Here is a 26,207-nt window from a genome sequence, read left to right as displayed (position 1 = left end):
AGATCGAAGGGGGAGCGAGATTATGAGCCGTGACACCAACTGGGGCTAGCGATCAGGCCGAGCGCTACGACAAAAGGTGGTCCCCCGAGTCGGAAGACGACTCGAGGGGCCACCTTCACGTTGCGCGCAAAACGCCTAGAAGCCAGATATTGCCAACCGGGCAGCCGTCGTCAACACCCGCTCGATCAACGGATCGAGTATCCGGTCATATATCGGCACCCCGACGTCGTACGTCAACTCGAGCAGCACCTCACAGCCCTCGGACGCGGGAACTGTCCGCCAAACGCCGGACAGGCTCCGGAAATCGCCAACGGTCTGGGTGAACGAGATGCGACGCCCGCTCGGCGCCGGTTCAGACCGCTGCCGCCAATGGATCGACGCACCCCGGAACGGCACCGTCCACTCGTCATCGAACTGCCTGATCCGGTCGAACGCAGCGTCCGCCGACAGTGCCGTCCGGACCTCTACCCGAATCGTCCTCATGAGCCTTCCCTCAGTGAGACCGCCTGCAGATGCGTCGTCCGGATCATCATGTAGCTGGCTTCACCGAACACTCCGCCCGTAAGGCCGGTGCCGCCGTGGGAAGGCAGGTAGGGAAAGAAGCCGGAGTGCGATTCGTCGTTCACCTTGATGACGCCGCCGTTGGTCACGGCACCCACGAAGCGCTCCACGACCGTTTCGTCCTCCGACCAGAACGAGTTACGCAGGCCGTACGCGTTGGTGTTGACGAAGTCGAGTACGTCCTCGAGCAGCGCGTCGTCGCTGCGGCCCGACTCGGGAACCACCACCGGCAGCAGCGGGAAGAAGGTCTCCGCGCGGACCGCCGCCAACTCGCGGCTACGCGCCAGGCCGTCGATGCGTAGCACAGTCGGTTCCAGGAAGTAGCCGGTGTCGGACGGTGACCCGTCCACCTCCAGTTGGCGTCCGCCGCACACCAACTGGGCTCCCCCAGCCAGCGCCTCGTGGAGCACCGCGAAGAAGCTCTCCCGGGCCAGGACCGGGGTGAGCTCCACGCCGTCATCGTCGGGGTAGCCGGGCCGGACGCGCCCGGCGGCGATCCGTAGCCGATCGATCAGTTCGTCGGCGATCGCGGGATGCGCCACCACCTGGTTGGGAACGTTGCAGATCTGCCCGGAGGCGTTGAACGCCTCGGTCAGCGCGCGGACCGCCACGTCCAGGTCAGCATCCCGCCACACCACGGCGCAGTCGTTGCCGGCCAGCTCCAAGATGGGCTTCTTGCCCGCGGCGATGCAATCGTTCTGGAAGATCAACCCTTTCTCGCTGCCCCCGAAGTAGATGATGTCGTTGACGTGCGGGCTGGCCAGCCAGTCATCGAGCATCGGCGGTCCGCACACGACATTGACGGTGCCCGGTGGCGCACCCACGTCGTCAAGGGCGGGCGCGATGATCTCCCGGATCGCGTACATCACGCCCAGCGGCAGACTGCGCGGCGCCCGGATCACGGCGGCGTTGCCGGAGAGCAGCGCGGCCGCCCCGTAGATGGCGTTGGAGTGCGGCGCGTTCTGCGGCGGTGCCACGCAGACGACCCCGTCCGGACGGCGGCGCAGGACGATTCGCCTGCCGCCGTACGAGAACTCGCGGTGCAACAGCTCCGCGCACCAGGACAGGGTCTGCTCGCTGAAGATGTGCAGCAACCCGTCGATCTCGGCGTGCGACGCGGTGCGCGGCCGCCCCTCGGCGACCATGAGCTCCACGAACTCGTCGCGGGTCGCGACCAGCCGCCGGCGGATCGCCTCGCCGAGGCGCAGTCGGGTACGCAGGGGTGTTCTGCCCCACTCCGACTGGGCGGCGGCTGCCGCAGTCAGTGCCTGCTGGACAGTCTCCGGGTCGGCCAACGCGCACCGTCCGACAATGCGCGGGTCATCCTCCTCACCGAGCTGACCGGACTCCAGCCGCCGCTTCAGGCTCAGCGCGCCGAAGGTGTCCTCCAGCGCCGCGCGTGCCGAGATGCCGTAGACATGCCGGGCGGATTCGACGTCCTTGCCGGCGACCCAAGACGGAAAGTTTCTCATGGTGCGTACTCCCGCCCGAGCAGTTCACGTGCCACGACCAGCTTGGTGGCGTTGGCGGTGCCGTCGGCGAGTTGGGTGCCGATCAGGTCACGGAGCCGCTGCGCGATCGGTTGCTCCTCGCTGTAGCCGAAGTGACCAAGCGTCAGCAGCGCCTGGTGCGCCGCATCGACGGCAGCCTTCGGCGCCCACCACTTCGCCATGTTCGCTGCCAGACGGTGCTCCAGCCCGGCGTCGTTGCGCCACAGCGCCTCGTACGCGAGGAGTCGGGCCGCATGTAGATAGGTGGCGCACTCCGCGAGTGGAAAGGCGATCCCCTGAAAGTGGCCCAGCGGCTTCTCGAACGCGCGCCGGTGCCGAGCGTGCGCAAGAGCGTCGTCCAGCGCGGCCTGTGCCGTGCTGACGGCCATGAGCGCGATGAGCGCCCGCGAGTAGTCGAAGCCGCGCATGCCCTGGGCAAAGCCGAGTCCGGTTTCGCCAACCACGTCGGACACCCGGACCGGCAAGCCGTCGAAGACCAGAGTCGATCGGCCACCGGACCGGCTGCCAAGGTCACGCAGGGGCGAACGCACCACGTACTGGTCGTCGAGCCGGGCGTAGAAGGCGGTGACCCCGCGGGCACGTGGCGCATCGCTGGTGCGGGCAAAGATCATGCCGTGGGTGGCGTACGCGCCCAGCATGATCGAAGTCTTCTCGCCGACGAGCCGCCAGTCGTGCGGACCGCTCGGTTCGGCGCGAAGCTTCACGGCGGCAGCGTCGGTCCCGTGGCCCGGCTCGGTCATGCAGAACGCCACCACCGCGTCCCCGCGAGCGATCGCCGGCAGCCATTCCGCGCGTTGCTTGGCAGTGCCGTTGGCGGTGATGATGCCGGCAACCAGGGCGGCGTTCAGCACTGGATAGCACGCGGTGAGATCGCCCCGGGCCAGTTCCTCCAGGGCAACGCCGGTGCTGACCGCATCCAACCCCAGCCCGCCGTACTCGACCGGGACGCGCAGCGCGAACAGGCCCTCGGCGGCCAACTCGCGCAGCAGCTCCGGGCGGAACTGTCCCTGCCGGTCGCTGTCCTGGTAGAACGGCACGATTCGGTGTTCGGTGAAGGCGCGTACCTTGTCGGCCAGCGCACACTGCTCAGCAGTATGAGAGAAATCCATCACGCAGCTCTCAATCGTTCCCGCAGAACGAACTTCTGGACCTTTCCCGACGGCGTCTTCGGCAACTCGTCAACGGCACTGATCCGCTCCGGCCAATACGGCTTCGCCATGCCCAGATCGGTGAGATGAGCACGCAGTTCGTCGAGGGAAGGCGCCTCGCCGTCCGGTACGATCACCGCGCACGCCCGTTCGCCGAGCCGCGGGTCCGGATACCCGACGACGGCCACCTCCCGGATCGCCGGGTGGCGCAGCAGTGCTGCCTCCACCTCGACCGCTGGCACCTTCTCGGCTCCACGGACGATGACGTCCTTCACGCGGCCGACCATGCGGACGCCGCCGTACCCGTCGTCGCGCGCCAGGTCGCCGGTGTCGAACCAGCCGTCGGACGTCAGCGACTGGCGATACAGCTCCGGACGGTGGTAGTAGCCCAGGCACTGGTTGTCACCCCGTACCTGGAGCCGCCCGACGGCACCCTTGTCGACAGGGTTGCCGGTCTTCTCGTCGACGATGCGAATCTCCATGCCGGGTACCGGTGTGCCGTCGCTCTCCGCCGCCCGCATCAGCGGGTCTTCCGGGCGGGTGACGGTGACGCAGCCGTTCTCCGTCATGCCCCACACCGCGTAGACCCGGCAGCCAAGGACCTCGTGCGCCTCCTCCACGAGGACCGGTGGCACCGGCGCGCTTCCCGTGCCGAACGTCCTCAGGGCGCCGACGTCCCGCCGACGGCGCCGCTGCTCGTGGATCAGGTCGCTGAGAACCGTCGGCGCCCCGTAGAAGAACGTCACCCGCTCCGCCTCGACGATCCGCAGCATCAGCGCCGGGTCCCACGAGTCCACCTGCACCGCGGTCGCGCCCAGCATCAGCGGCATGACGAAGTTCCAGGTGTATCCACCTTGCAGGGTGGTCGGCGATCCCATCGCCGTGATCTCGTCCCCGGTCAGCCCCAGCACCTCGATCTGCCGCCGGTTGATGGCGTAGAGCGTCCGGTGGCTGTGCATCACGCCCTTCGGCTCACCGGTGGTGCCGGACGTGAAGATGACCTGGGCCAGATCGTCGGGGCCGGCTTCGCGGCCGTCCAACTCACCGCGCGGCACCTCGTCCTCCCACGCCCGATCGAGCAGGTCGGCGGCGAAGTCGAGCGCCCCCGTAGTGCTCGGCTGACCGATGAGGATGCGATGACCAAGGGAGGGCACCGCGGCGGCCACCTCCGCGCTCATCTCGTCGTACGAGAAGCCACGATGGGACGTCGCCCCCACGTACACCGGACTCTTCGTGAGTCGGGTCATGAATTCCAGCTCGCGTCGGCGCATGACCGGCGCCACCGGCCCGGCGACGGCGCCGATCCGCGCGCAGGCGAGGGCGAGCGCGACGAGCTGCCACGAGTTGGGCAGTTGCAGTGTCACCACCTCACCGCGCCGGACGCCGAGCCTGGCCAGCCCCGCGGCCAGCCGCTCAACCGTCGCAGCCAACTGGGAATAGGTCAGCCGCTCGGTCGGCCGTCCGTCGGTGTGCCAGCAGATCACCGCCGCCCGCTGTGGATGCCGGACCACGGCCTCCCGGAGATGGTCGAGCATGGTCTTGTCGTCATGCGGTCCGGCGGGTTCGAGCCGCCGGACCGCCGTACTCGCCTCCATGGTCACGCCGTCCTCCGAGCGCTAGACGCCGGCCGGGGTGAACTGGTCGAGCTGCCCGATCGGCCGGGTCGGCTGCCAACTCCCCGGCACGAGGTGTGCGTTGATCAGCTTGCCGTCGGCGCGAAGCTCGGAGTAGGACGGGTGCCGCATGTGCAGCAGCGGCTCGTCGAAGGCGTCGTACGCCGCGTCGAATCCGAAGCGGTAGTTGAACTCGATGTCCTCGCCGCCCCAGCCCTGAAAGCGCTCGTCCATGCCGCCGGTGCGGTAGTACAACTCGGCTCGGGCGAAGAAGCACAGACCCGGCCCACGACGCAGGGTGAAGGCGCGCAAGCGACGCGGGTCGGGCGCCGCCGCACCGCCGTGCAGCCGTTCGCGGATGGCCCGCCAGGTGGCGGGGTAGTCCATCGCCACCATGTCCCGGTACGGCAGGTGCCCCATCGTGCCGGGTTCGCGCATGCGATCCACGTTGCGCGCGAGGAAGTCACGGTCGGCCAGCACGTCGGCGTCCATGTGGCAGATGATCTCGGTAGGCCCGGGCGTGTTGGCGACGCCGACGTTCATCGCCCAGGACTTGTTGAACACGCCGTCCTTGGGGGCGAAGATGTAGTTGTCGGCGAACCGGCTGATCACATCGCGCCAGCGGGACTGCTCGTCGCTCTCCACGACCGTCACCTGATACTGCTCGCGCGGCAACGACTGGTCACGCAACGACCGCAGACACGCCAGGAGGTTGCGCAGCCTCTCGCCGCCGCCCTCGAGCCGGCTGTGGAACGGGATCACGACGAGGACCTCCGGGGCGGCGCCCTCGGGCAACCGCAGCCCCGGGTCGAACGCGGCCATCTCCTCCACGGTCACCGGAACGGCGTCACTGGTGTAGTCCTCGTTCAGCACGTGGCCGAGGCGCGAGTTGCACTCCGCCCGCCAGCCAAGGTGCATGAGGTCGTCGACTGCGCAGTCGTGGCCGTGCCGCTCCACCAGCGCCGCGTGCAGAGCCCAGTACCGCAGGTGATCCGTCGGGTCGGCCAACAGGCTCTCCCCCAGCGTACGGATCGTCTCGGCCGCGCACGTCCGCGCCGCATCGACGACCTTGTCCCGCCAAGGGCGGGAAATCTCCCAGTAGTAGAGACCCGAGGCGGGCGCGTCGGGATCGGCCGCGACGACGAGGTTGTCAGCGACGGCCTTCGCCAGTACGGCAGGATCGGTCGGCTTCAGATACGACATTATCGCCCCAATTCACGAGAGCTGATTCTGGACGGGCTTGCCGGCAGTGGCGACGATACTGTGGAACCACTGCGGGAAAGAATTGCTCTTCGCTACCGGGTTACCACGACGAAGTACTCAGCCCGTCCGCCATTCAGATACGCAGGGACCGCGATCGGTACTCAGGACCGCGCCGGCTTCGGGCAGCGACGGTGCGCCCTTTCGGGTGATGGCTGAACGACAGCCGTTCGATAGCAGTCAATAAGACAGTTGACCGGTGGAATCCGCCGAGATAACCATCAGGGATCGCGTCCGAGATGTCTTCGCTGGCAGGCACACAGAGTTGCGGCGCATCGCCGCGGCGACCGACCGGCGCGGATCCGCCGGCATTGCGTTGATCGGCGCGGAGGGCGTGGGCAAGAGCCGCCTGCAGACCGAGGCTGCCCATCGGGCCGATCCGGCAAGACACCACGTCATCCGGGCCGTCACCACTGTGGCGACCGCCAACGTAGCGTTCGGCGCGCTCGCCGAACATCTGCCGTCCGGGCTGCTCCGCTCACCGTTCACGGGCGACGCGCTCCGCACCGCGGCCGAGGCGTTGCTCAAGCCGGCCGGCAAACGCCGCCTGACGCTCGTCGTGGACGACGCCCACCTACTGGACGAGGCATCCGCCGCGCTGGCGGTTCAACTCGCCCGACGTGGCGAACTCTTCCTCCTCACCGCGGTGCGTCCCGACCGGCGGCTGCCACGCCCGATCGCGGACCTGTGGACCGATGGGCTGGCCGAGTGGATAGAGATCGGCCCGCTCGGCCGCGCCGACGTCCACCAGATCCTCGGGGAGGCGCTGTGCGGTCAAGTGGAAGGCGCCCTGGTCCAGCGGTTCTGGGAGGCCACCGCGGGCAACGCGTTGCTGGTGCGCGAGCTGCTGACCGCACAGCTGGAGGCGAACCGACTGGTAGCCGAGGACGGCAGGTGGATGCTCCGTGGCCCGTTCGCCATCCCGACCTGGCTCGCGGCACTGGTCAACGAGCGGCTCGCGGCAGCGCCGCCGGAGTGCCGTTCCGCCATGGAGCTGCTCGCCGTCACCGAGCCGATCGGCCCGGGCGTGCTCGGCGAGCTGGTGCCCGCTGACGTGCTCGAAGCAGCGGAAGCGCACGGTTTCATCAGGATCGAGCGAAGCGGCGGCCAGGACCTCGCGCGCCTGGCGTACCCGATATACGGCGATGTTCTGCGCGCCGTCACGCCACGGCTGCGGGCGCGGCGTTGGCTCAGCCAGTGCGCCAGCCTCATCCAGGCAACCAGCCACGATCCGGTCGACCTCGCACGGGCCGTGCGGTGGCAGCTGGCCTGTGGCGAGCGGCCGTCCCCGGAAAACATGGCCGTCGCCGCTCGGACCGCCCAGTCCGCAATGGACTTCGAACTCGCCGGCCAGCTCGCCGGACGCGAGCTGGCCGCAGGTCGCGGGGCGGCGGTGATCGAGTCGCTCGGATACGGTCTGCTGTTCGCCGGCCGGCCGGCAGAGGCCGAGTCCGCGCTGTCCGGTCTCGGCCGGTTGGACGGCGACCTCGACCGCGCCCGGGTTGCCCTGGTGCGCGCGTTCAACCTCTACTTCGGGCTCGACCGCCAGGCACCCGCCGAGCTTCTGCTGGCCGCGGCGATCGACGAGGCCGTCGACCCGGTTTCCCGTCGACGCCTGGTCGCGCGGCAGGCGTTGCTTCGTGCGCTCTCCGACGCACCGAAGGAGGCGCTGGAGCTCGCCGCCGGGGCCCCGGACGAGCCGGAAGCCCAGGTGGCCACCGGCCTGGCCATGGTCTTCTCCGGCCGGCCGCACGAAGGGCTCGACCTTTTGGCCGGCGAGTGGCCTGCCGAGGCGCCGTGGCTCTCGGTCTTCGCGGACCTCGGAACGGTCCACGGTCTTTTGTGGACCGCGCAGCTCGCCGCAGCGGAGGAGCGGGCCCGTACCGGCTACGACCGGGCACTCGCCACCCGGTGGCAGTTCGCGACCATCGTGTCGTGCCTGCTGCGCGGCCTGGTCGCCCGGATGCGGGGTCAGCTGCGAGACCAGGCATCCTGGTGCCGTGAGGGCATTTCCATCGCCCGTGAGCAGGGTTCGAACAATGTGCTGGCCATCCTGCTGGGGCAGCTCGCGCACGGCTACGCGCTGACTGGCGAGGCCGACGCGGCGGTCCGCACGTTGGACGAAGCCGACCGGTTGGGCGAAATATCCCTGCGGCTCCTGAGCCCGTGGACGGAGCTCGCCCGCGCCTGGGTGATCAGCGCGCGACACGGAGACGCCGCTGCCCACGCACAGTGGACCGCGCGGTTGGCCCGTGACCGAGGTGCGGCGGGCTTCGAGACGCTCGCCCTGCACGACGCGGCGCGCCTCGGCGCCCCGAAACACGCCGCCGACCGGCTGCGGGCGCTCTCGGGCCAGTCCCGTCGACTCCTCGGGAATTCGTACGCCCTGCACGCCCGAGCGATGGCGGAGGGTGACGCCGCAGCACTCGCGGAGGTGTCCGCCGACTTCGCCGAAATGGGTAGTCCGCTGCTGGCCGCGGAGGCCGCCGCCGAGGAGTCCGAGTGGCATCGGTCGCACGGCCGCCTGGCCATGGCGTCCACGGCCGCCGCGCGAGCCCTCATGTTCATGGGCCACTGCGAGGAGATCCCCCGCTCGCCCGCGCTGTCCGCGCTGGCGCCGCCACGCCTCACCCGCCGGGAGGGCGAGATCGCCGAGCTCGCCGCCGGAGGGCTGTCCAGCCGCGAGATCGCCCGCAACCTCGTGCTGTCCGTGCGGACTGTGGAGAACCACCTGCATCGTGTCTACCGCAAGCTCGGCATCAACAACCGCGGGGAACTCAACGCCCTGAGCGTCCTGCTCACCAGGCCGCAGAGCTGAGCCTCCGAGTGGTGCTTCTCGCGGTCCGAGCCCGCAGCCGTCCCCACCGGAAACCCCCGGTAGGAACGGCTGCGGGCTCGGACGCTGTGCGGGACGTCAGTTGATGACGCCGGCGCCAACGGTGTGATTCGTCTCCTCGTCGATGAGGATGAAGGAGCCGGTGAGCCGATTGCGCGAGTACGGGTCGCACAACAGCGGCTGGGTCACTCGCAACTCGAGCCGACTTATCTCGTTGCATTGCAACTGGGTGGCACTCAGGTCACGACGCAGCGTGTTGACGTCGAGCCGGTAACGCAATTCTCGGACGACCGCACGAACGGTTCGGGTCGTGTGTTTGAGCAGCAACCGAGCCGGCGGTCGGAGCGGCCGCTCGCTCATCCAGACGACCATGGCGTCGATGTCCTGGGCCATGGCCGGCGCGTTGTGTGGCCGGCAGATCATGTCCCCCCGGGAAACGTCGAGGTCGTCGGCGAGCCGCAGTGTCACCGACATCGGCGGCGTGGCCTCGTCGACCGGCCCGTCCGGACCGTCGATGGCGGCGACCCGGGTGGTCAGCCCGGAGGGTAGGTGCATGACCTGGTCACCGGGGCGCAACACACCACCGGCGACCTGGCCGGCGTAACCGCGGTAGTCGGGGACCGCAGTGGACTGCGGGCGAATCACGTACTGCACCGGGAAGCGGACGTCCACCAGATTGCGGTCCGAGGCGATGTGCACGTTCTCCAGGTGATGCAGCAGCGAGGGACCCTCGTACCAGGGCATCTCGGGCGATCGACTCACGACGTTGTCGCCGTGCAGCGCGCTGATCGGCACGAAGGTGACGTCCCGGGTGGCCATCCTCGTGGTGAACGCCGCGAACTCGGCCCGGATGCGATCGAACACGCCCTGGTCGTACCCGACCAGATCCATCTTGTTGACGCAGACCACCAGGTGCGGCACGCCCAGCAGCCCGAGCAGGAACGTGTGCCGACGGCTCTGCTCGACCATGCCCTTCGTCGCGTCCACCAGGACAATGGCCAGGTCTGCCGTGGAGGCGCCGGTCACCATGTTCCGGGTGTACTGGGCGTGGCCCGGAGTGTCGGCGAGGATGAACGTTCGCTTGGGCGTGGCGAAGTAGCCGTACGCCACGTCGATGGTGATGCCCTGCTCACGCTCCGCTCGCAGGCCGTCCATCAACAGTGCGAGATTTGTGTATTCGTCGCCGCGTCGGCGGCTGGCGTCCTCGACCGCGGCGAGCCGGTCGGTGAAGGTGGACTTGGAGTCGTAGAGCAGTCGCCCGATCAGCGTGCTCTTGCCGTCGTCCACCGAGCCAGCGGTGGCGAACCGGAGGATGTCCATGATCAGAAATACCCTTCCCGCTTGCGGTCCTCCATGGCGGCCTCACTGGTCCGGTCGTCCGCACGGGTCGCGCCGCGCTCGGTGATCCTGGTGGTTGCCACCTCCTGGATGATGTCGGCGACCGTCTGCGCGCCGGAGAGGACCGCGCCGGTGCAGGTCATGTCGCCGACCGTCCGGTACCGGACGGTCGCCTCGGACACCACTTCCGAAGGGTCCGGTGACTGGTACGGGTTCTCGGCCAGCAGCATGCCGTCGCGCTCGAACACACGCCGTCGGTGCGCGAAGTAGATAGGCGGCACCTCCAGCTCGTCCCGGCCGATGTACCGCCAGACGTCCAGCTCCGTCCAGTTGGACAGTGGGAAGACCCGGATGTGCTCGCCCGGCCGGATTCGGGTGTTGAACAGGTTCCACAGCTCCGGGCGCTGGTTTCTCGGGTCCCACTGGCCGAGGTCGTCGCGGAAGGAGAAGATCCGTTCCTTCGCCCGGGCCTTCTCCTCGTCGCGTCGCGCGCCGCCGAAAGCCACGTCGAAGCGATGCTCGGCGATGACATCCAGCAGCGTGGTGGTCTGCAGCCGGTTGCGGCTGGCCCGCCGCCCGGTCTGCTCGACCACCCGACCGGCGTCGATGGAGTCCTGCACCGAGGCCACAATCAGCCGTACGCCCAGCTCGGCGACTCGCTTGTCGCGGTACTCGAGGACCTCCGGGAAGTTGTGCCCGGTGTCGACGTGCACCAGCGCAAAAGGCATCGGCGCCGGCCGGAACGCCTTCTCCGCCAGGCGGAGCATGACGATCGAATCCTTGCCACCGGAGAACAGCAACGCGGGCCGTTCGAACTCGGAGGCCACCTCGCGGATGATGTGGATCGACTCTGCTTCCAGCATTTCCAGACTCATGTGACACCTCGCGTGTTTCCGCCGTCCACCAGCAGCACCGTGCCGGTCACGAAGCCGGCCTGCTCGCTGGCGAGGAAGGCAGCGAGCGCACCGAAGTCCGCAGGCTGCCCGACCCGACCGAGCGGCACCTCGGCGATGATCTCCTTGAGCGCCGCCTCGCGGTCCACGGCGGGCCGCGCCGCCACGAAGCTGTCGAAAGCCGGCGTCTGGTGGACGCCGGGGGCCAGCACGTTCACCGTGATGCCGCTGGCGCCGACGGCGTGGACCACACCCTTGGCGAAGCCGAGCACGCCCAACCGGGCGGTCGCGGACAACGCGGTGCCGGGGAGCGGCTGGCGTACGGCCTCCGAGGTGATCAGCAGGATCCGCCCCCAACCGGCCCGCCGCAGGTGCGGCAACGCGGCCATCGTGATCGAGATGTGCGGCAGCATCGACCCCTCGACGGCCCGGCGATAGTCGTCCACTGTGAACGCGTCGGCCCTGCCGTGCGGCACGCCGGGCGAGTTGGTGACCACTACGTGCAGCGCACCGAACTCCTCGGCCGTCTGGTCCACCCAGCGCGTCACGCCCGCGTCGTCGCGGACGTCCACCTCGACAGCCAGCACCCGGCCGGGGCCGGCCTCGTCGACGAGTCTGTGCGCCGCGGCCAGTCGCTGCGGATCGCGGGCCGCGATGGACACGTGTGCGCCCTCGGCCGCCAGCGCGCGAGCGACGGCCAGCCCGAGGCCGCTGCTGGCGGCGGCGACCAACGCCGTCCGTCCGGACAATCCGAGATCCATCAGGCCACCTTTCCCGCCAGCAGCGGATATCCGTAGCGGCGCAGCAGGGGCAGGGCGAGCGCCGTGGTCGTGGCAGTCGGCAGTGCCGGCAGTTCGGTGCGCCAGCGCTCGTCCGGCCGGATCAACACAGTGCCCTGACCGAGCCGGTCCGGGTTGCCGGTGACCGTGTGGTTGATGCCGAGGGTCACCTTGCCCTCCTCGGTCACCGGCGGCTCGTCGTCGAGCCCGGCGAAGCGCAGCACATCGGCCACCACCTCACGGGGCCGTCGGGTCAGGTCCTCGTGCCGGATCCGGAGATAACGTCCGTCCGCGGCGCCGCCAACGTACTCGGAGGCAACGTTGAAGCCGACCCAGTTCGCCGTGCTCTGCGCCGGGCTCATCGGCTCGATGTAGCGCTTGCCGCGTTGGTACGAGTAGGTGGTGGCGCGCGGATCCCGGACGATGTGCAGTACCCGCACATCCACGTCGGAGCGGCTGAGCAGGGCAGCGGCCTCGGCCGGGTACTTGGAGCTGTCCACGACCGCCCGCTCCGCTCCGCGCCGCGTCAGTTCCCGATACACCGCGACGGTGCGGTCCAGCACCGCCGTGACGTGGTCTGGGGTGCTGGCGAGGCGGGCGCGGGTGTGCCGGGTCCGGAGGCCGGCCTGCTGCCACGACATCATCTGGCGCGCCAGCCGGGTGGGCTCGTCGTCGCCGAACGTGGCGATCACCGACGACCACAGCGCGCACTGCCGGATCTGCTGGCCGCATCCGCACAGGGTGTTCGTGCCGCTGGCCAGCAGGCCGTTCTTCCACAGGTAGTGCAGCTCGCCGGCGTGCAGCACGCCGGGCAGTTCGTTGAGGACGTTGCCGAGAATGGTGCTGCCGCTACGCAGCCAACCCGTGATGTAGATGACCTTCATCGGTGACCGTCCGACAGCAGCAGGAAGTGCTGGGGCAGGTGAACGGCCAGGCCCACTGACGTACGGGCCTCCACCACGTCGCCACGCAGCGTCAGCGCCGACCGGCTGGGGTCGAGCAGCGTCACGGCGGCCCGGAAATCCCCGAGCAGCGCCTGGCCGCGCGGCATCATCCGGGTACGCGAGACCTTGATCCCGGCCTCGGCGAGTCGGCCGAGTAGCCCGTCGCGGACCAGCTCCCAGTAGTGGATCGGGTGCACGACGATGCCGTCGCACGAACCGCCGGTCTCCTCGACCTCCCCCGCCGCGGCTGTCAACGCCGCACCGAGGTCGCCGGAAACTGTCGACCTGCGCATCTCGGGCAGCATCAGCAGTCCCGAGATCCGACCGTCCGCGGTGCCGTGCAGCAGGGCCTGGTTCTCCACCACGCCCATCCGGACGAGCACTCGGTAGTCGATGAACGCGGCGAGCAACGCGGGCTCGTGCCGCAGGTCCGCCGGCAGGGGCACCGACAGGCTCAGCTCGGTCAGCTCGGCGTATTCGACGGTGGGCTCGAAGGCGGCCTCCGGAGTACTGGCGTACGCCGTGCCGGCCGACGCGTACTCGCTCTTCGGCGCCTCGCGTACGTAGGCGAGCGTCTGGTCGGAGACGGAGGCCACCTTCAACAGGTGCCGCACGGTGTAGCGCGGGCGGCTCTTGAACAGTGGGAAGGAGGCGGTGAGGTGCGCCCGGATCGGCACCACCACGTCGGCGCCGTCCTGCACCCGGGCAACCGACATGGAGAATTCCTCACCCGGGCTGCGTCGGGTCAGCGTCGGGTCGGCGAACGTCTGCCGGGTCACTTCCAGAGCGCTGGCGCTGGGTTGCATCGTGGTCGTCATTTCTCTCCCTCCAGAACGGCGTTGAGAACCGCGGATGTCGTGAGCCCCATCGCGGCGAGTGTCTCGTCGTGGTTGCCGCCCTCGGTCGGCCAGTCGGTGCCGGCGTTCACCCCCCGCACCTCCCGGTCGGGTAGCAGCAGCGCAAGGGTGGATGCCACGCTGCCGGCGGGGCGGTGCTCCTCCACGACGACCACCCGCCGCGCGCCGGCCAGGTGGGGTATGGCGAGCGCCAGGCTCTCCGCATCCACCCAGCACAGGTGCGCGTGGCCGACGTCCGGCCGGCTCTCGGTGACGGCCTGGCACAGTGCTGTCGGCTTCTCCCCGATGGAGACGAGGCAGGTGTCACCGCTGATCTGGTTCAGCCAGGTGACCGCGCCGCGGCCAGCCGGCGCGAACGAGGCGTCGAACACCTCGTTGCGTCCCAGCCGCACGTAGCACGGCCAGTCGCCGGCCGCCGCGACCCGGATCGCCTCGCGGGTCTCGGCCTCGCCCGCGGGTACGGCGATCCGGACGCCCGGCAGGCTCTGCATCACGGCGAGGTCCTCCAGGCAGTGGTGGGTCGGCCCGAACCAGGCACCGGACACCCCGCCGTACGGGCTGACCAGGACCACGGGGGCCGCGAGGTACCCGAGTCCGAGCTTGACGCTCTCCCCCGCGCGGAACGCCGCGAACGAGGCGAAGGTGTTGACGAACGGCCGTAGCCCGGCGGAGGCGAGCCCGACCGCGATGTCCACAGCGGATGCCTCGGCGATGCCGAGGTTGAGGAACCGGTCGGGAAACCGGTCCCGGAAGCAGTGCGAGGCGCCACCGAGGTCCGCCTCCAGGCACACGATGCGCGAGTCGTCTGCGGCGAGCTCGGTCAGCTCGACCCGATACGCCTCCCGTGCCGAAACCGTCGCGGTCGTCATCGGATCGCCGCCTTCCACTGCCGCGCCCGAGCCGGACTGATCTTCACGTAGTGCGAGCCGGCCTTGCCCTCGGTCGCCGGCACGCCCCTGCCCTTGACGGTGGTGGCCAGCACGGCGAGCGGCCGGTCAGTCGGCACGATCGTCGCCACCAGCTTCTCGATGTCGTGCCCGTCCACTTCGGCCACCGAGAACCCGAACGCGGCCAGCCGGGCCGGCAGGTCGGTCATCGGCGAGATGTCCGAGACGTGGCCGTCGTTCTGGCCACCGTTGAGGTCCACCACCACTGTGAGTCCGGCGACCCGCTTGGCCTGGGCCACCTGCAGCGCCTCCCAGACCAGGCCCTCCTGCAACTCGCCGTCACCAACCACCGCGATGGCCCCGCCGGGCAGGTTCAGCAGCCGCCGGGAGAGGGCCCAGCCGACCGCGTACGCGAGCCCGTGGCCGAGGCTGCCCGTGGGGAACCGGACGCCTGGCACCTTGGGGCCGGGGTGCCCCGTGTAGGGCGAGCCGGCACGGCCGTACCGGGGTGCCGGGTTCTCCTCGATGACGCCGTTCTCGTGCAGCACCGCGTAGAGTGCCGCCGCCGCGTGGCCCTTGCTCAGTACGACGTCGGTGCCCGGCCGGGACCGGGCGACCGCATACGCGGCGACCAGGATGTCCACCACCGAGAGGCTGCCGCCGAGGTGACAGCCGACCTCGCTGGCGGCCATGTCCACCACCAGCCGGCGGGCCCGGCTGGCCTGTTCACGAAGCAGGTCGATCTCGTCCATCACCGCACACACCAATCCCGTACGGCCGCGGACAGCACCGCCCGCGCCCTCCGGTACTCGTCGGCTGACAGTCGCTCGTCCGGCGTGTGGTCCAGGTGCGCATCTCCCGGTCCGTACGCCACCATCGGAACGCCACGCCACCTGGTGGCGAGCGTGTTCATGTCGCTGCTCCCCTTCTTGGCCAGCAGCCGTGGAGCACCGCCGGTCACCGCACGCAGGGCCCGGGTGAACGCCCGCACCAGCGGATCGGTCCGTGGCGTGCTCACCGGGGGCGTGGCCAGCAGCGGCTGCCCGTCGGCGAAGGCGGACAGCACCTCGTCCACCTCGGTGCCGGGCGGCACCCGTACGTCCAGCACCGCCGAGGCGGTCTGGGTGCCGCCGGAGCCGCCGGTGGTCAGGTCGAGCACCGCGAACAACGCCTCCGGGCTGCGCTTGCCGACCTCGGCCTCGACCTCGCCGATGACGTCGACCAGGCGGCTGGCGGCCGTCCGCCGATCCTTGCCCGCGGTGTGAGCGGTGGCCTGGGCCACGTTCATCCGCACCTTGCAGACGCCGTGGTAGCCGATGGTCACCGAGCCGGCGCCGCTGGGCTCGCCGATGATGACCGCGTCCGCGGGGTAGTGGTCACGCGCGTAGAGCGCACCGGACGCGGTCCGCTCCTCCTCTACCGTGCCGACCACCCGAACCGTGACACCATCGGGTGGTTCGAACTCGACGAGCGTCTGCAGGAACGCGGCCAGGCTGGCCTTCGCGTCCACGCAGCCGCGGCCGGTCAGCACGGCGCCGTCCCAGGTGACAGGCCAGCGGTAGGGGACGGTGTCCAGATGGCCGAGCATCAGCAGCCGGCGTGGCCCATGCCCGCGCGTGGCGACCAGGTTGCCGGCCGGATCGATCACCGCGGGTACGCCTCGGTCGGCGAGCCACTTCAGCAGGAACAGCGCCAGTTCGCGTTCGCCGCCGGAGACCGAGGAGATCTCCACCATGCGGGTCAGCAGATCCAGGTCGGGCTCCGGCGCGGCGGCACGCCAGAAACGGGTACCGCCGTGGGCGTTGACGGTGTGCGGGCCGGTGATGGCGACGTCGGCGGTTCCGTTCAGGGCAAGCTCCGCCGCCCGGACCTTCTGCCGCATTCGCCCGCCGGCATACGCCATTCCCTCGCCGCGGCACAGGTGCGGCAAGGTGCTGCTGTGATCGGACGGGTCGGCGAGCAGGCCCGGGGTGCCGGTCACCAGGCGTAGGTGATCGGCGTCGAGCGCGTTTGCCAGCTCGGCGGCCAGCACGTCGGCGTCCACGTTGATCGGCGCCCCGCCGTCGGCCGCGGCCACCGGGGGTGACACGCAGACCACGTCGAAGGCGCCCAGGAGTGAACGCAGCCGCGCCACGTTCACCGCGGAGACCACACCGGCCCGGTGGTCGCGGACCAACCGCTGCCGGTCGCCCTCGACGACCCGGAGCGGACGGTTCGGGGTACCCGTGACCAGCCCCTCCGGCGTGGCCGTCGCCGCGAACACCGTCATCCCCCGCTCGACCAGGTTCGCTCGGATCCGAGGGAGGGTCAGCCGCTCGTACGCGTCGACGATGTGCGGCATCTCCTCGGGCGGGCAGTACCGCACCTCGTCGCCGGAGGCCAGTCGCAGCATCCGCATCGGACGCTCGATGCTGGCGTAGTAGTCGGCGATGTCGGCCGCGCCGCCGGCGACCAGCAACAGGCGGGCACCGCACGCGTTCAGCGCGGCCAGGTCGTCGTAGGCGGACGCGTGCCGCAGGCTTGAGCTACCCACCTTCACCACGTACAGCGGCGCGTAGGGAGAGACCCGCGCCAACGCCTCGTTGTTCATCATGGCCATCCGCCGGCTTCCGGAAGTCCCAGCCGTTCGTCAAACCCGTAGATCCGGTTCAGTGTCTGCACCGCTTGGCCGGCGCCACCCTTGATGAGGTTGTCGAGGGCGGACACCACCACCCAGCGGTCGCCGGCCACCGCCGCTCCGACCTCGGCGACGTTGGCACCCACTACCGTCTTGAGCATCGGCATCCCCATCGGGGTTCGCCCACCCGCCACCCGTACGAACGGCGCATCGGCGTACGCCCGGGCGAACGCCCGGCGCACGTCGCTGCCATCCACACCAGGCTTCAGCCGCCCGTACGCCGAGACCATGACGCCGCGCGCGACCGGCAGGCTGAACGTGGAGAACTGCAGCTGCGGCGCGCGACCGGTCAGGTCGGTGAGCGCCTGGCGCACCTCGGGTGCGTGCCGGTGGCCGTGCAGCCGGTGCACCCGCACGTTTCCGTCGCGCACCGCCGGATGCTCCACGCTGCCGGTGCCGCTGCCGCTCGATCCTGACTTCGCGTCCACCACCACGTCCTCCGTTGCCAGGTCGGCCTGGTACAGCGGATAGAGCGCGTAGATGGTGGCCGCCGCCATGCAACCCGGCAGGTTGAGCACCGGTGCCGTCGGCTTGGGCGCGAACTCCGGAATGTAGTAGGGAATGGGTTGCCGCCAGCCGCCGGCCGACGCGGGATAGTGACGCTCAACCTGGTCCGGCTCACGCAACCGGTAGTCACCGGCCAGGTTGATCACCACGCTGGCGCGGTCGGACACCTCGTCGAGCACCGACGGCAGTACACCGTTGGGCAGGCAGGCGAACGCGACGTCCACCGTGGGCATTTCGTCGAGCTTGCGCATGTGGTGCCCGCCGATCGGCAGGTTACGCAACCCTGGCACCACCTGCCCGACGCGCTGACCGGCATTCTTGGCCGAGGACACGAACGTCGGCCCCACCTGTGGATGGGCAGCCAGCAGTCGGATCAGCTCGGCTCCGATGAAGCCGCTGCCACCGAGGACCGCCACGCTGATTCGCTCGTTCACGCTGCAACCCCCGCCCGGGCGAACACCGCGTCGTGCACGTACGCGGCGACGTGGCCGGCGATGTCGACGCCGTGAACCTTCGAGGACTGGGCGAAGTCCGGGTTGGTGTTGACCTCCAACACGTACATCTCGCCGGTCTCCCTGGACTCGGCCAGGTCGACACCGTAGAAGCCGGGCCCGAAGCACGCCACGACCCGGGCGCACAGTTCGCGAGCGCGGTCCGAGATCGGGATGGGCTCCACCGCGCCGCCCTGGTGGGTGTTGGTGCGCAGACCGGAGCCCACCTGGCGGTAGGCCACGATCGGACGATCCCCCACCACGTGCACTCGCTCGTTGAAACCCGGCTTGGGCACGTACTCCTGCACCACGACCGGGAATTCCTTACCGGCCGGGTCCAACGCCTCCCGACCGCCGACCCAGGCGTCGAACTGCGCCTCGTCCGCGATGCGGACGATCCCGCGACCCCACGAGCCGCTGATTGGCTTGACGACCGCGTCCCCGCCGAGAGCGTCGACGTACGTCCGAACCTGCTCGACGGTGAACGCGACGTGTGTCCTCGGGTGCGGGACGTCGTGTCTGGCGAACGCGATCGCCTGAAGGTCCTTGGCGAGGCACAGACGCACCGCGTGCGGCGTGTTCAGCGTCTCGACGTCGGCGTGCTCGAACCGGGCCGCCATGGCGGCCAGCTCCCGATGGGACACGTTGCGCAGCAGCACCATGCGAGGTGGTGACGCGGCGTTGTTGAGCACGGCTGCGGTGTGCCGAGGCATCGCCGACTGCGCGGTCAGCCCGGTCGCCCGAAGCGCCCCCAGGAGCAGGCGTTCCTCCGGGCGCACCATGGTCACGCAGACCAGCACATCGGCCGTCTCACTCACCCCAGTCCTCCTCGACCTCGGGTGCGCGGTCGAGCCGGATCGTCGGCGTAACCTCGACTACCTCGTGTTCCTGGCCGCAGCCGTGGCACGACAGGATGTCGCCCAGCTCCGCCTCGGTCGATACGGCGACCTCGGTGTCGCATTCCAGGCAAGCCGGTGCGGTGGTCAGATTGGACATGGGATCCCTCCGGAAAACTAGGCCCGCTCGAAATCGATGATCAGCATGTCGCGGGTCGCGGTGGTCGCGCCCTCGGGTCCGATGGGGGTGACTTCGTGCTCCATTGCGCGGTCATCGAGCACGATGGTCTCCATTGGATTCACCATCGTGTGCTCGAACAACGGCTCGTTCTCGCCCTTGCGGAAGACGCGACTGACGCCGCCGATGCAGTTCTGCCGGCCAACCAGATGGATAGCCACGTAGTCGTGACCGTCGCTGTGGCGACCCTCCGGAGCCGGGGCGGAAGTGGCCTCACCGTCGGCCGTCACCCGAATCATGTGTACGGTTATCAGCCAGTCGCTGTCGATTCCGCTCGCGCGGCTGATAAAACTCAGGTCGTGTGCGATGGTGGCCTGGAAGTTGGTATTCTCGTGCGCCTCTGGGGTGATCGGCGCGAACTTCCTGACCTGCCCACCGTAGACCCGGTTGACGTCCGTTGCCTGGTAGAACGGCTCGACGGGCAGCGTCTTGACGTCACCCTGGGAACGACCCAGCAGCCGCCCCAACCGTCGGTATCGGCGGGTCCGATGGCTCGGCTGGACGTACGGATCGACTGGGAGATCGTCCCAGAACTTCGCGAATTCGTACCACCCGTTATTTACGGAAACGTGCAGTTGTTCATGGGCCCACCCATTCTCCACGATGTCCTGCGCGCCGTGCAGGACGAAATCTTTGATAGGCATTGCGTGCCTCCCTTCTTATCCAGGAGTGAACGTACTAGCGGGGCGGTACTCTGGACCTGACCGAGCTCCACTCAACACATCGGAAAAGAGCACCCAGAAATCGAATTAGCCCTCACCCACGTGATGCGGATCGGGCTGATGGGTGGCGGTGCCAGCACCCGCCTCAGTACGGGCGAAGGTGCGACCCCGCGTAAGGCCTGGCGTGCCGGCGGACCGTTCGGCACGCCCCACCTCCGCGGATGTTGGGTGCGCTGCCGGCGGTGTCGGAATCGCCGCTACGACAATCGCGCTGCCGCAGCTGGTCCACATCAAACACTGGCGCCTACTCCCGCGCCGCCCTGGCCGCCCGCCGTACCCACACCGGGCGTCTCCGACCGGTACGGGGATCGGGCGCTACGACGCCTGCCTAGCTCCCTGTGAACCTGCTTTCGGCAGTAGCTCTCCCGACTGGATTCGCCTCCGTTGCGCCACACCGCACCGCACCGAAGTGCGGGAACAGCTTCTAGTATGGACAGGGCCTGAGATGTCAGATCGTCTATGCTACCGTCAAAACGCAATTAGCCGGGTTCACGCGAGCGGCTCTGCGATTGAGTAGCGCCATCGAGATGATCGAGTGTCTGCGGCGCACCGCTTGCGTGGCGGTTTCTTGCTACACCTTGTTCCAGGATTTGGGAGGTAGCCCAATGGTGCAGCAACGACGCGCGGTCTATGCCCTAGCCGCGTTGTCCGCCGCCACGTTCTGTTACGTCACCACCGAGGTGCTTCCGATCGGGTTGCTCACGCTGATCGCGCCAGACCTGGGACGGACCAGGTCCGAGGCCGGCCTGCTGGTGACCGGGTACGCCGTGGTGGTCATGATCGTGGCGCTCCCACTGACCCGGGTCACTCGGCGAGTGCCCCGGCGCCCGCTGCTCGCCGGCGCGCTCGGGGTGTTCGCCGCGGCGACGGCGGTGTCGGCCTTCGCAACCTCCTACGAGGTGTTGCTTGCCGCGCGGCTGGTGTCCGCCACCACGAACGGTGTCTTCTGGGCGGTGGTGTTCCCGGTGGCGATCTCGATGTTTCCCGCGAACATCCGCGGCCGCATCGTGGCTCGCCTGTCGATCGGCAACGCTCTCGGCCCGGTCCTCGGCGTGCCGCTGGGCACCTGGTTGGGCGGGCAGGCCGGGTGGCGGGCCGCCTTCATCGCGATGGCCATCTTCGGCTTCGTCACCTGCGTCGCGGTCGCCCTGCTGCTGCCGAGCATCACCCCGCAAGAGAGCGCCGCCGAAACCGGGCCCATGCCGGATCGGCACCGCTTCGTCGTCCTGCTCGTCGCCACCATCCTCGCGGTCACCGGCGCCATGGGCGCGTTCACCTACATGACCGTCTTCCTCCTCGACGTCAGCGGGTTCGCCGCAGCATCGCTCGGCATCCTGCTCTTCGTCCAAGGCTCGTTCGGCGTCGCCGGAACCTGGGCGGTCGGTAGGGTCCTGGACCGGTTTCCGCTCGGTGTCGTGCTGGGTCTACTGGGGCTCATCACCGCTGCGATGCTCGGCCTCTACGGGGGTGGATCGAGCAAGCTACTGACGATTCCGCTGCTCGCCGTGGCAGGGATGTCGTTCAGCTCGCTGATCGCGGGAATCCAGCACCGCATCATGCAGGTCGCCCCGTCGACGACCGACATGGCGTCAGCCAGCCTCAGCGTCGCGTTCAACTTCGGCCTCGCGGCCGGCTCGTTCATCGGCGCCGGCCTGCTGGCGACGGCCGGGGTGCGCGTCATCCCGCTGTTCGGTGGCCTGCTGACGGCCGCCGCGTTCGCGCTGCTCGCCGGCCACGAAATGTCCCGCAAGAGAAGGAGAGGCCATGAAACTGTCCGTCGTAATCCCGACCTACAACCGGTCGGACATTCTGCAGCTCACGCTTGAGTCCCTCGTCCATCAGGATCTGGACCACGACGACTACGAAGTGCTGGTAGTCGACGACGGATCGTCCGACGACACCGCGGATGTCGTGAAGAAGTACATGGACCAGATGAACCTGCGCTACTTCTTCCAGGAGGACGAGGGCTACCGGGCCGCCGGGGCCCGTAACCTCGGCATCAGCCATGCCCAGGGCGAGGTCACCGTCTTCATGGACGCGGGTGTGATGGCGCACTCCAGCCTCCTGCGCGTTCACCTCGCCAGCCACGAGGCTTCAACCGAGCCGATCGCGGTATGTGGGTACGTCTTCGGCTACAGCCTCAACAACGAGAACGCCGACGAGGTCCTGGCCGACCTCGATGTCAACAATGTGGATGCCACGATCGAGCAGTGGCGCGAGAAGGGCCTGCACCCCGACATCAGGGAGGACTTCTTCATCCGGGAGGGTGACGACTTCTCCGCCGCGCCCGCGCCCTGGCTCATGTACTGGACGTTCAACGCCTCGGTGCGGACGGAACAGCTGCGGCGTGTCGGCATGTTCGACGACGCGTTCCGCGCATGGGGTGGTGAGGACGTCGACCTCGGCTACCGGCTGCACCGCGACGGAGCCCGCATGTTCCTGGACCGGGACGCGATGTCGCTGCACTGGCCGCACGAGCGCGATGGCGAAGGCGCCGACGCAGTCGCCAACTATCGATACATGGCCCGGAAGTACGACACGCCGATCACGCGTCTGCTGGACATCGTCCCGACCATCAACTTCTTCGTCATCAACGATGTCATCCGGGGCCGGAAGCTGACCCACTGATCGAACCGCAGCTGCTGTGTGGTCCCACGGACCACACACCAGCGCAGCGCGCCCGCGCGCCAGCCACCGTCGATGCGACCCAGGCCGGCGCGCTGCGCGTCGTCAACGATCCTGCGCGGTCTGCACCAGAGGCGATTCCGCGAATACCACGCGTCGATGATGTCGCCCTGACACTGCGCATCGTCTTGCGCGCCACGCTCGCCGACGACCGGTGTGCCGGCCAGGATCACGGGCGACCGGCCGTCGTTGGGCGGCCCGCCGCCGCGTCTCGCGCAGCACGGCGTCCGCACGCCGACAACTGCGGCCACCGGCACGTCGACCCCAGGGCCCGGCAAAGTCGTCAGGTGATGCCGAGTAGTGCCAGCGGGCGGGTGCTGTCGCGGGCGTGGTGTCGGTGGTGCGGGAGCCGCGCAGGCCCTTGCCGTCGACGGCGATGGCCCGGCCGGCCGCCGAGGTGGTGGCGGCGGCCCGGCCGGCGAGCCAGACACTGATCGCCGCGGTCAGTAGCTGCGGGTCCATGGCCTGCAACAGCCGACGGATCATCGCCTCCGATGGACGCCGGTCGGCAGTCATGCCCAGGGCGAGAGCCGTCTCGGCCGGCACGTCGGCGACTCACTCGGCGATCACGGCGTACGAGCGGTACCCGGCGACCACAGCACACACCGCTGCGGTGACCACGACTGTCAGCCGGTGCCGGACACCTCGCCGGGCCTGTGGATCAGGCAGAACGGCGAGTGCTTCAGGCAGCCCACCAGCGGTTTCGGCACCGGTCATGCCCGTCTTGCTGCCACCAAAAACGGCGCTTCTACTCCAAGCCACACAAGTCAGACACCGTCACGACTTTGCCGGGACCCTGACGTCGACCCTGCCGCGACAGTCAATCACTGGATGCCAACTCGACGACGGAATCCTGTCGCAAAGACCGGCCCATCGATGGTCCACCCTGACCCGGGAATACCCGAACCGACCGGACGCGAGCCGAGCGGACCACATTGCACCGACGACTCTCGTCGAGCTCACCTCAGTAGTAAATCCCCGTTCTGATGAGCAGCTCCATGATTGTATTGAGTAACCGGGAGAACACTAGTGCGGTACCGCCACGGGAGTACGTTGCTGCTACGAATATAAAGGAACTGCGAAAGGACGGGATCGCATTCAACCAACCGGGAGAGCGGACACGAATCGTGCGCTCTCCCGTCGCTGGTTTCAACAAGTCGAGTAGCAGGCGCGTAAGAGATGGTCCGAGGCCCACCAGGAGCCGGCACCGGCAATCGGCCAACAGAAGGTCGACCTCTTGGCCGCGAAACTTTCCACCGGCAGGTCTGGCGCACCGAAAGGAGCCCGGGCGCAGCCGGCGCGCGGCCCGGTCGCGGCTTACGCGGACCGGCGGACGGTAAGAAGTCTGGTCGAAATGAGGCGGTCATGGGACAAAAATCGGTTACCTCCATGATATTGGACGATGCTCGGTCGCATCTGTCTTTCGAGAAGGACTACTCACCTACCTCAACGGAGGATGGATCAACAGGTGAGAGCCCTCGCGTGTCGTATGACTTGGCGGTGATTGGTCTTGGCTATGTTGGTCTACCTCTACTGAAAGAGGCGGCCGCTGCCGGACTGCGTGTCATCGGCGTGGATATCGACGCCAGTCGCGTGAATATGCTGAACAGCGGTAAATCCTATGTCGACGACATCTCCAAAGACGATCTCGGTGAGATGCTTGCGGCCGGCTTCCGGGCCACGACCGATCCGGCGTCACTTGCCGAAAGCGCAGTCATCACGGTCTGCGTGCCGACGCCACTCAGCGACGATCATGGGCCTGACCTGTCGGCCGTGCGAAGTGCCGCACGCATGATCGCCGGCTGCCTGATGCCGGGCACACTGGTCGTCCTGGAGTCCACCACCTACCCCGGAACAACCGAGGAAGTCGTCCGGCCGATCCTAGAGGAATCGGGCCTCACGGCGGGACGCGACTTCAGCCTGGCGTACTCGCCGGAGCGCATCGATCCCGGGAACGGCCAATTCGGACTGCGGAACACGCCAAAGGTCGTCGGTGGTCTGACCGAGAGCTGCCGTGACCACGCTGCCACCTTCTACGGCAAGTTGGTCTCCCGGGTGGTGCCCACCTCGGGCCTGCGCGAGGCCGAGATGGCGAAGCTGTTGGAGAACACGTATCGCAACGTGAACATCGCGCTGGTCAACGAAATGGTGATCTTCTGCGAGGAGTTGGGCATCGACCTGTGGGAGACCATCGAGGCCGCCGCCACCAAGCCTTTCGGCTTCCACAAGTTCCTCCCCGGCCCGGGAGTAGGCGGTCATTGCATCCCAATCGACCCCTCCTACCTGTCGCACACCGTCCGCAAGCTCGGCTACAGCTTCCGGCTGGCCGAAACAGCCGACGAGATCAACGGACGTATGCCGAAATACGTCGCCAGCCGCCTGCAGCGGGCGCTCAACCGGGAGCGGAAGTCCGTCAACGGCGCGCGCGTGATGCTGCTGGGTGTGACGTACAAGCCGGATATCGCCGACGACCGCGAGACCCCGGCACTGCCACTGGCCCGCGAGCTGCTCAGCCTTGGCGCCGAATTGTGTTTCGCCGATCCTTACATCCGGAGTTGGTCCGTCGACGGGGTGAGCATCCCCGCGGTGGAGGCGCCCCTCTACGCGGTCCACGATTGCGACGCCGTCGTACTGCTCCAGGCGCACTCGGCGTTCGACCTCGCGGCCATCACCCGGCACGCCCGGCTGGTGCTCGACACAAGTGGCCTCGTGGGGCGTCACGAGAACGTCGAGCGCCTCTGAGCCGCGCTTCAGGAGACCTTCGGACGACCTACGGAAACGGATATCCACCATGAATTTCACCTGGGCGCAGCAGCGCATCCTCATCCTATCGCCGCATCCCGATGACGAGATCCTCGGCTGCGGCGGATTGATCCACAAAGCGAAGTCCGCCGGCGCCGAGGTCTTCGTCCAGTTCCTCACCGTCGGCAACACCACCGACCAGTCCTCGTCCGTCTTCTCCAGCCCAACGGAGCGCAACGACGAAATCAAACGGGTCGCGGATTACCAACGATGGGACGGCTGGCACATGGCTTTCCCGGGCGACGAGTATCACCTACGGCTCGATCAGATTCCCCGACTCGAACTCACCAACATGGTCGAGCAGGAAAGCCCGCTGGCCATCGCCAGACTGCGGCCTACGATGTTGATCGCTCCGCACCGTTCCAGCTACAACCAGGACCACCAGGCCGTGGCTGAGGCGGCCCACACCGCGACGCGACCGTCAAACACCCGGCTACGCCATCACCCGGATCTCGTCCTGGCCTACGAAGAGGCAGCGGACCAGTGGCGCGCTGATGGCCTTCCCCCTGAGATGTGGACACCCTGAGACTGGATGTTGGTCCAGAGGAAGGGGTGTCCCCGTTGGGGCGTCCATCGAAGTACACGGAAGAGTTTCAGCGTGACGCGGTTGACCTGGTTCACT

Annotated in this window: 24 protein-coding genes; 5 read left to right on the top strand and 19 right to left on the bottom strand. The window is 68.5% G+C overall.

The window, feature by feature from the left end:
• Positions 1-135 precede the first annotated feature (135 nt).
• From C1I93_RS00980 to C1I93_RS00960, 5 genes are read right to left on the bottom strand one after another with little or no spacing between them, the layout of a single operon-like run.
• On the bottom strand, positions 136-483 hold the full coding sequence (locus tag C1I93_RS00980) for a type II toxin-antitoxin system RatA family toxin (protein ID WP_111241270.1): 348 nt from the start codon (positions 481-483) through the stop codon (positions 136-138).
• Positions 480-2,033, bottom strand: a complete 1,554-nt coding sequence (locus tag C1I93_RS00975; RefSeq protein WP_111241269.1) for an aldehyde dehydrogenase family protein — start codon at positions 2,031-2,033, stop codon at positions 480-482. The genes C1I93_RS00980 and C1I93_RS00975 overlap by 4 nt, the downstream gene beginning before the upstream one ends.
• Positions 2,030-3,181, bottom strand: a complete 1,152-nt coding sequence (locus tag C1I93_RS00970) for an acyl-CoA dehydrogenase family protein (protein WP_111241268.1) — start codon at positions 3,179-3,181, stop codon at positions 2,030-2,032. The genes C1I93_RS00975 and C1I93_RS00970 overlap by 4 nt, the downstream gene beginning before the upstream one ends.
• Positions 3,181-4,815 (bottom strand): AMP-binding protein, encoded by a 1,635-nt coding sequence (locus C1I93_RS00965; protein ID WP_111241319.1) that lies wholly within the window; start codon positions 4,813-4,815, stop codon positions 3,181-3,183. The genes C1I93_RS00970 and C1I93_RS00965 overlap by 1 nt, the downstream gene beginning before the upstream one ends.
• Positions 4,816-4,836: 21 nt before the next feature.
• Entirely contained in the window at positions 4,837-6,036 is a 1,200-nt protein-coding gene (locus C1I93_RS00960; protein ID WP_111241267.1) for a glycosyltransferase, read from the bottom strand.
• Positions 6,037-6,292: 256 nt separating this feature from the next.
• Between C1I93_RS00960 and C1I93_RS00955 the strand changes: the two genes are divergently transcribed.
• Positions 6,293-8,911, top strand: coding sequence for a LuxR C-terminal-related transcriptional regulator (locus C1I93_RS00955; protein ID WP_338044275.1), 2,619 nt, complete (start codon positions 6,293-6,295; stop codon positions 8,909-8,911).
• A 96-nt stretch (positions 8,912-9,007) separates the two neighbouring features.
• On the opposite strand, the gene C1I93_RS00950 is transcribed toward C1I93_RS00955, so the two are convergent.
• The 12 genes from C1I93_RS00950 to C1I93_RS00895 are packed head-to-tail and all read right to left on the bottom strand — an operon-like array spanning position 9,008 to position 20,020.
• Entirely contained in the window at positions 9,008-10,249 is a 1,242-nt protein-coding gene (locus C1I93_RS00950; RefSeq protein WP_111241265.1) for a sulfate adenylyltransferase subunit 1, read from the bottom strand.
• Positions 10,250-10,251: 2 nt separating this feature from the next.
• Positions 10,252-11,142, bottom strand: a complete 891-nt coding sequence (cysD, locus tag C1I93_RS00945) for a sulfate adenylyltransferase subunit CysD (protein ID WP_111241264.1) — start codon at positions 11,140-11,142, stop codon at positions 10,252-10,254.
• Positions 11,139-11,921 (bottom strand): SDR family oxidoreductase, encoded by a 783-nt coding sequence (locus C1I93_RS00940; RefSeq protein ID WP_111241263.1) that lies wholly within the window; start codon positions 11,919-11,921, stop codon positions 11,139-11,141. The genes cysD and C1I93_RS00940 overlap by 4 nt, the downstream gene beginning before the upstream one ends.
• Positions 11,921-12,823: a sulfotransferase gene (locus C1I93_RS00935; protein ID WP_111241262.1), complete on the bottom strand. Its 903-nt coding sequence runs from the start codon at positions 12,821-12,823 to the stop codon at positions 11,921-11,923. Before C1I93_RS00935 ends, C1I93_RS00940 begins: the two co-directional genes overlap by 1 nt.
• Positions 12,820-13,701 (bottom strand): family 3 encapsulin nanocompartment shell protein, encoded by an 882-nt coding sequence (locus C1I93_RS00930; RefSeq protein ID WP_223256377.1) that lies wholly within the window; start codon positions 13,699-13,701, stop codon positions 12,820-12,822. The genes C1I93_RS00935 and C1I93_RS00930 overlap by 4 nt, the downstream gene beginning before the upstream one ends.
• Entirely contained in the window at positions 13,698-14,609 is a 912-nt protein-coding gene (locus tag C1I93_RS00925; RefSeq protein ID WP_111241317.1) for a transketolase family protein, read from the bottom strand. Before C1I93_RS00925 ends, C1I93_RS00930 begins: the two co-directional genes overlap by 4 nt.
• Entirely contained in the window at positions 14,606-15,379 is a 774-nt protein-coding gene (locus C1I93_RS00920; protein WP_111241261.1) for a thiamine pyrophosphate-binding protein, read from the bottom strand. Before C1I93_RS00920 ends, C1I93_RS00925 begins: the two co-directional genes overlap by 4 nt.
• Complete coding sequence (locus C1I93_RS00915) at positions 15,379-17,226, bottom strand: M20/M25/M40 family metallo-hydrolase (protein ID WP_223256376.1); 1,848 nt, start codon at positions 17,224-17,226, stop codon at positions 15,379-15,381. The genes C1I93_RS00920 and C1I93_RS00915 overlap by 1 nt, the downstream gene beginning before the upstream one ends.
• On the bottom strand, positions 17,217-18,245 hold the full coding sequence (gene argC, locus C1I93_RS00910; RefSeq protein WP_212808364.1) for an N-acetyl-gamma-glutamyl-phosphate reductase: 1,029 nt from the start codon (positions 18,243-18,245) through the stop codon (positions 17,217-17,219). The genes C1I93_RS00915 and argC overlap by 10 nt, the downstream gene beginning before the upstream one ends.
• Positions 18,242-19,120, bottom strand: coding sequence for an ATP-grasp domain-containing protein (locus C1I93_RS00905; protein WP_223256375.1), 879 nt, complete (start codon positions 19,118-19,120; stop codon positions 18,242-18,244). The genes argC and C1I93_RS00905 overlap by 4 nt, the downstream gene beginning before the upstream one ends.
• Positions 19,113-19,298 (bottom strand): lysine biosynthesis protein LysW, encoded by a 186-nt coding sequence (locus tag C1I93_RS00900; RefSeq protein ID WP_111241260.1) that lies wholly within the window; start codon positions 19,296-19,298, stop codon positions 19,113-19,115. Before C1I93_RS00900 ends, C1I93_RS00905 begins: the two co-directional genes overlap by 8 nt.
• Positions 19,299-19,315: 17 nt before the next feature.
• Positions 19,316-20,020: a 2OG-Fe dioxygenase family protein gene (locus C1I93_RS00895; protein ID WP_111241259.1), complete on the bottom strand. Its 705-nt coding sequence runs from the start codon at positions 20,018-20,020 to the stop codon at positions 19,316-19,318.
• A gap of 683 nt (positions 20,021-20,703) precedes the next feature.
• Between C1I93_RS00895 and C1I93_RS00890 the strand changes: the two genes are divergently transcribed.
• Complete coding sequence (locus tag C1I93_RS00890) at positions 20,704-21,924, top strand: MFS transporter (protein ID WP_181444950.1); 1,221 nt, start codon at positions 20,704-20,706, stop codon at positions 21,922-21,924.
• Positions 21,863-22,726 carry a glycosyltransferase gene (locus C1I93_RS00885; RefSeq protein ID WP_111241257.1) on the top strand — a complete coding sequence of 288 codons (864 nt, stop codon included), beginning with the start codon at positions 21,863-21,865 and terminating at the stop codon, positions 22,724-22,726. The genes C1I93_RS00890 and C1I93_RS00885 overlap by 62 nt, the downstream gene beginning before the upstream one ends.
• A 102-nt stretch (positions 22,727-22,828) precedes the next feature.
• Here C1I93_RS00885 and C1I93_RS32180 read toward each other — a convergent pair whose 3' ends face one another.
• Positions 22,829-23,329, bottom strand: coding sequence for a hypothetical protein (locus C1I93_RS32180; protein WP_223256374.1), 501 nt, complete (start codon positions 23,327-23,329; stop codon positions 22,829-22,831).
• Positions 23,330-23,338: 9 nt separating this feature from the next.
• The gene (locus tag C1I93_RS32175; RefSeq protein ID WP_223256373.1) at positions 23,339-23,500 is read right to left on the bottom strand and encodes a transposase family protein; all 162 of its coding nucleotides are present in this window, start codon (positions 23,498-23,500) and stop codon (positions 23,339-23,341) included.
• A gap of 765 nt (positions 23,501-24,265) precedes the next feature.
• Here C1I93_RS32175 and C1I93_RS00875 point away from each other — a divergent pair.
• Both C1I93_RS00875 and C1I93_RS00870 read left to right on the top strand, forming a co-directional pair.
• Positions 24,266-25,525 (top strand): nucleotide sugar dehydrogenase, encoded by a 1,260-nt coding sequence (locus C1I93_RS00875; protein WP_223256372.1) that lies wholly within the window; start codon positions 24,266-24,268, stop codon positions 25,523-25,525.
• A gap of 49 nt (positions 25,526-25,574) precedes the next feature.
• Complete coding sequence (locus C1I93_RS00870) at positions 25,575-26,111, top strand: PIG-L deacetylase family protein (protein WP_111241255.1); 537 nt, start codon at positions 25,575-25,577, stop codon at positions 26,109-26,111.
• The last annotated feature ends 96 nt before the right edge of the window (positions 26,112-26,207 follow it).

Origin of the sequence: Micromonospora endophytica (assembly GCF_003236305.1) — a bacterium.
Lineage (GTDB): Bacteria > Actinomycetota > Actinomycetes > Mycobacteriales > Micromonosporaceae > Micromonospora > Micromonospora endophytica.
The sequence above is the reverse complement of the archived record's forward strand: the minus strand, read 5'-3'. Positions and strand labels throughout refer to the sequence as shown.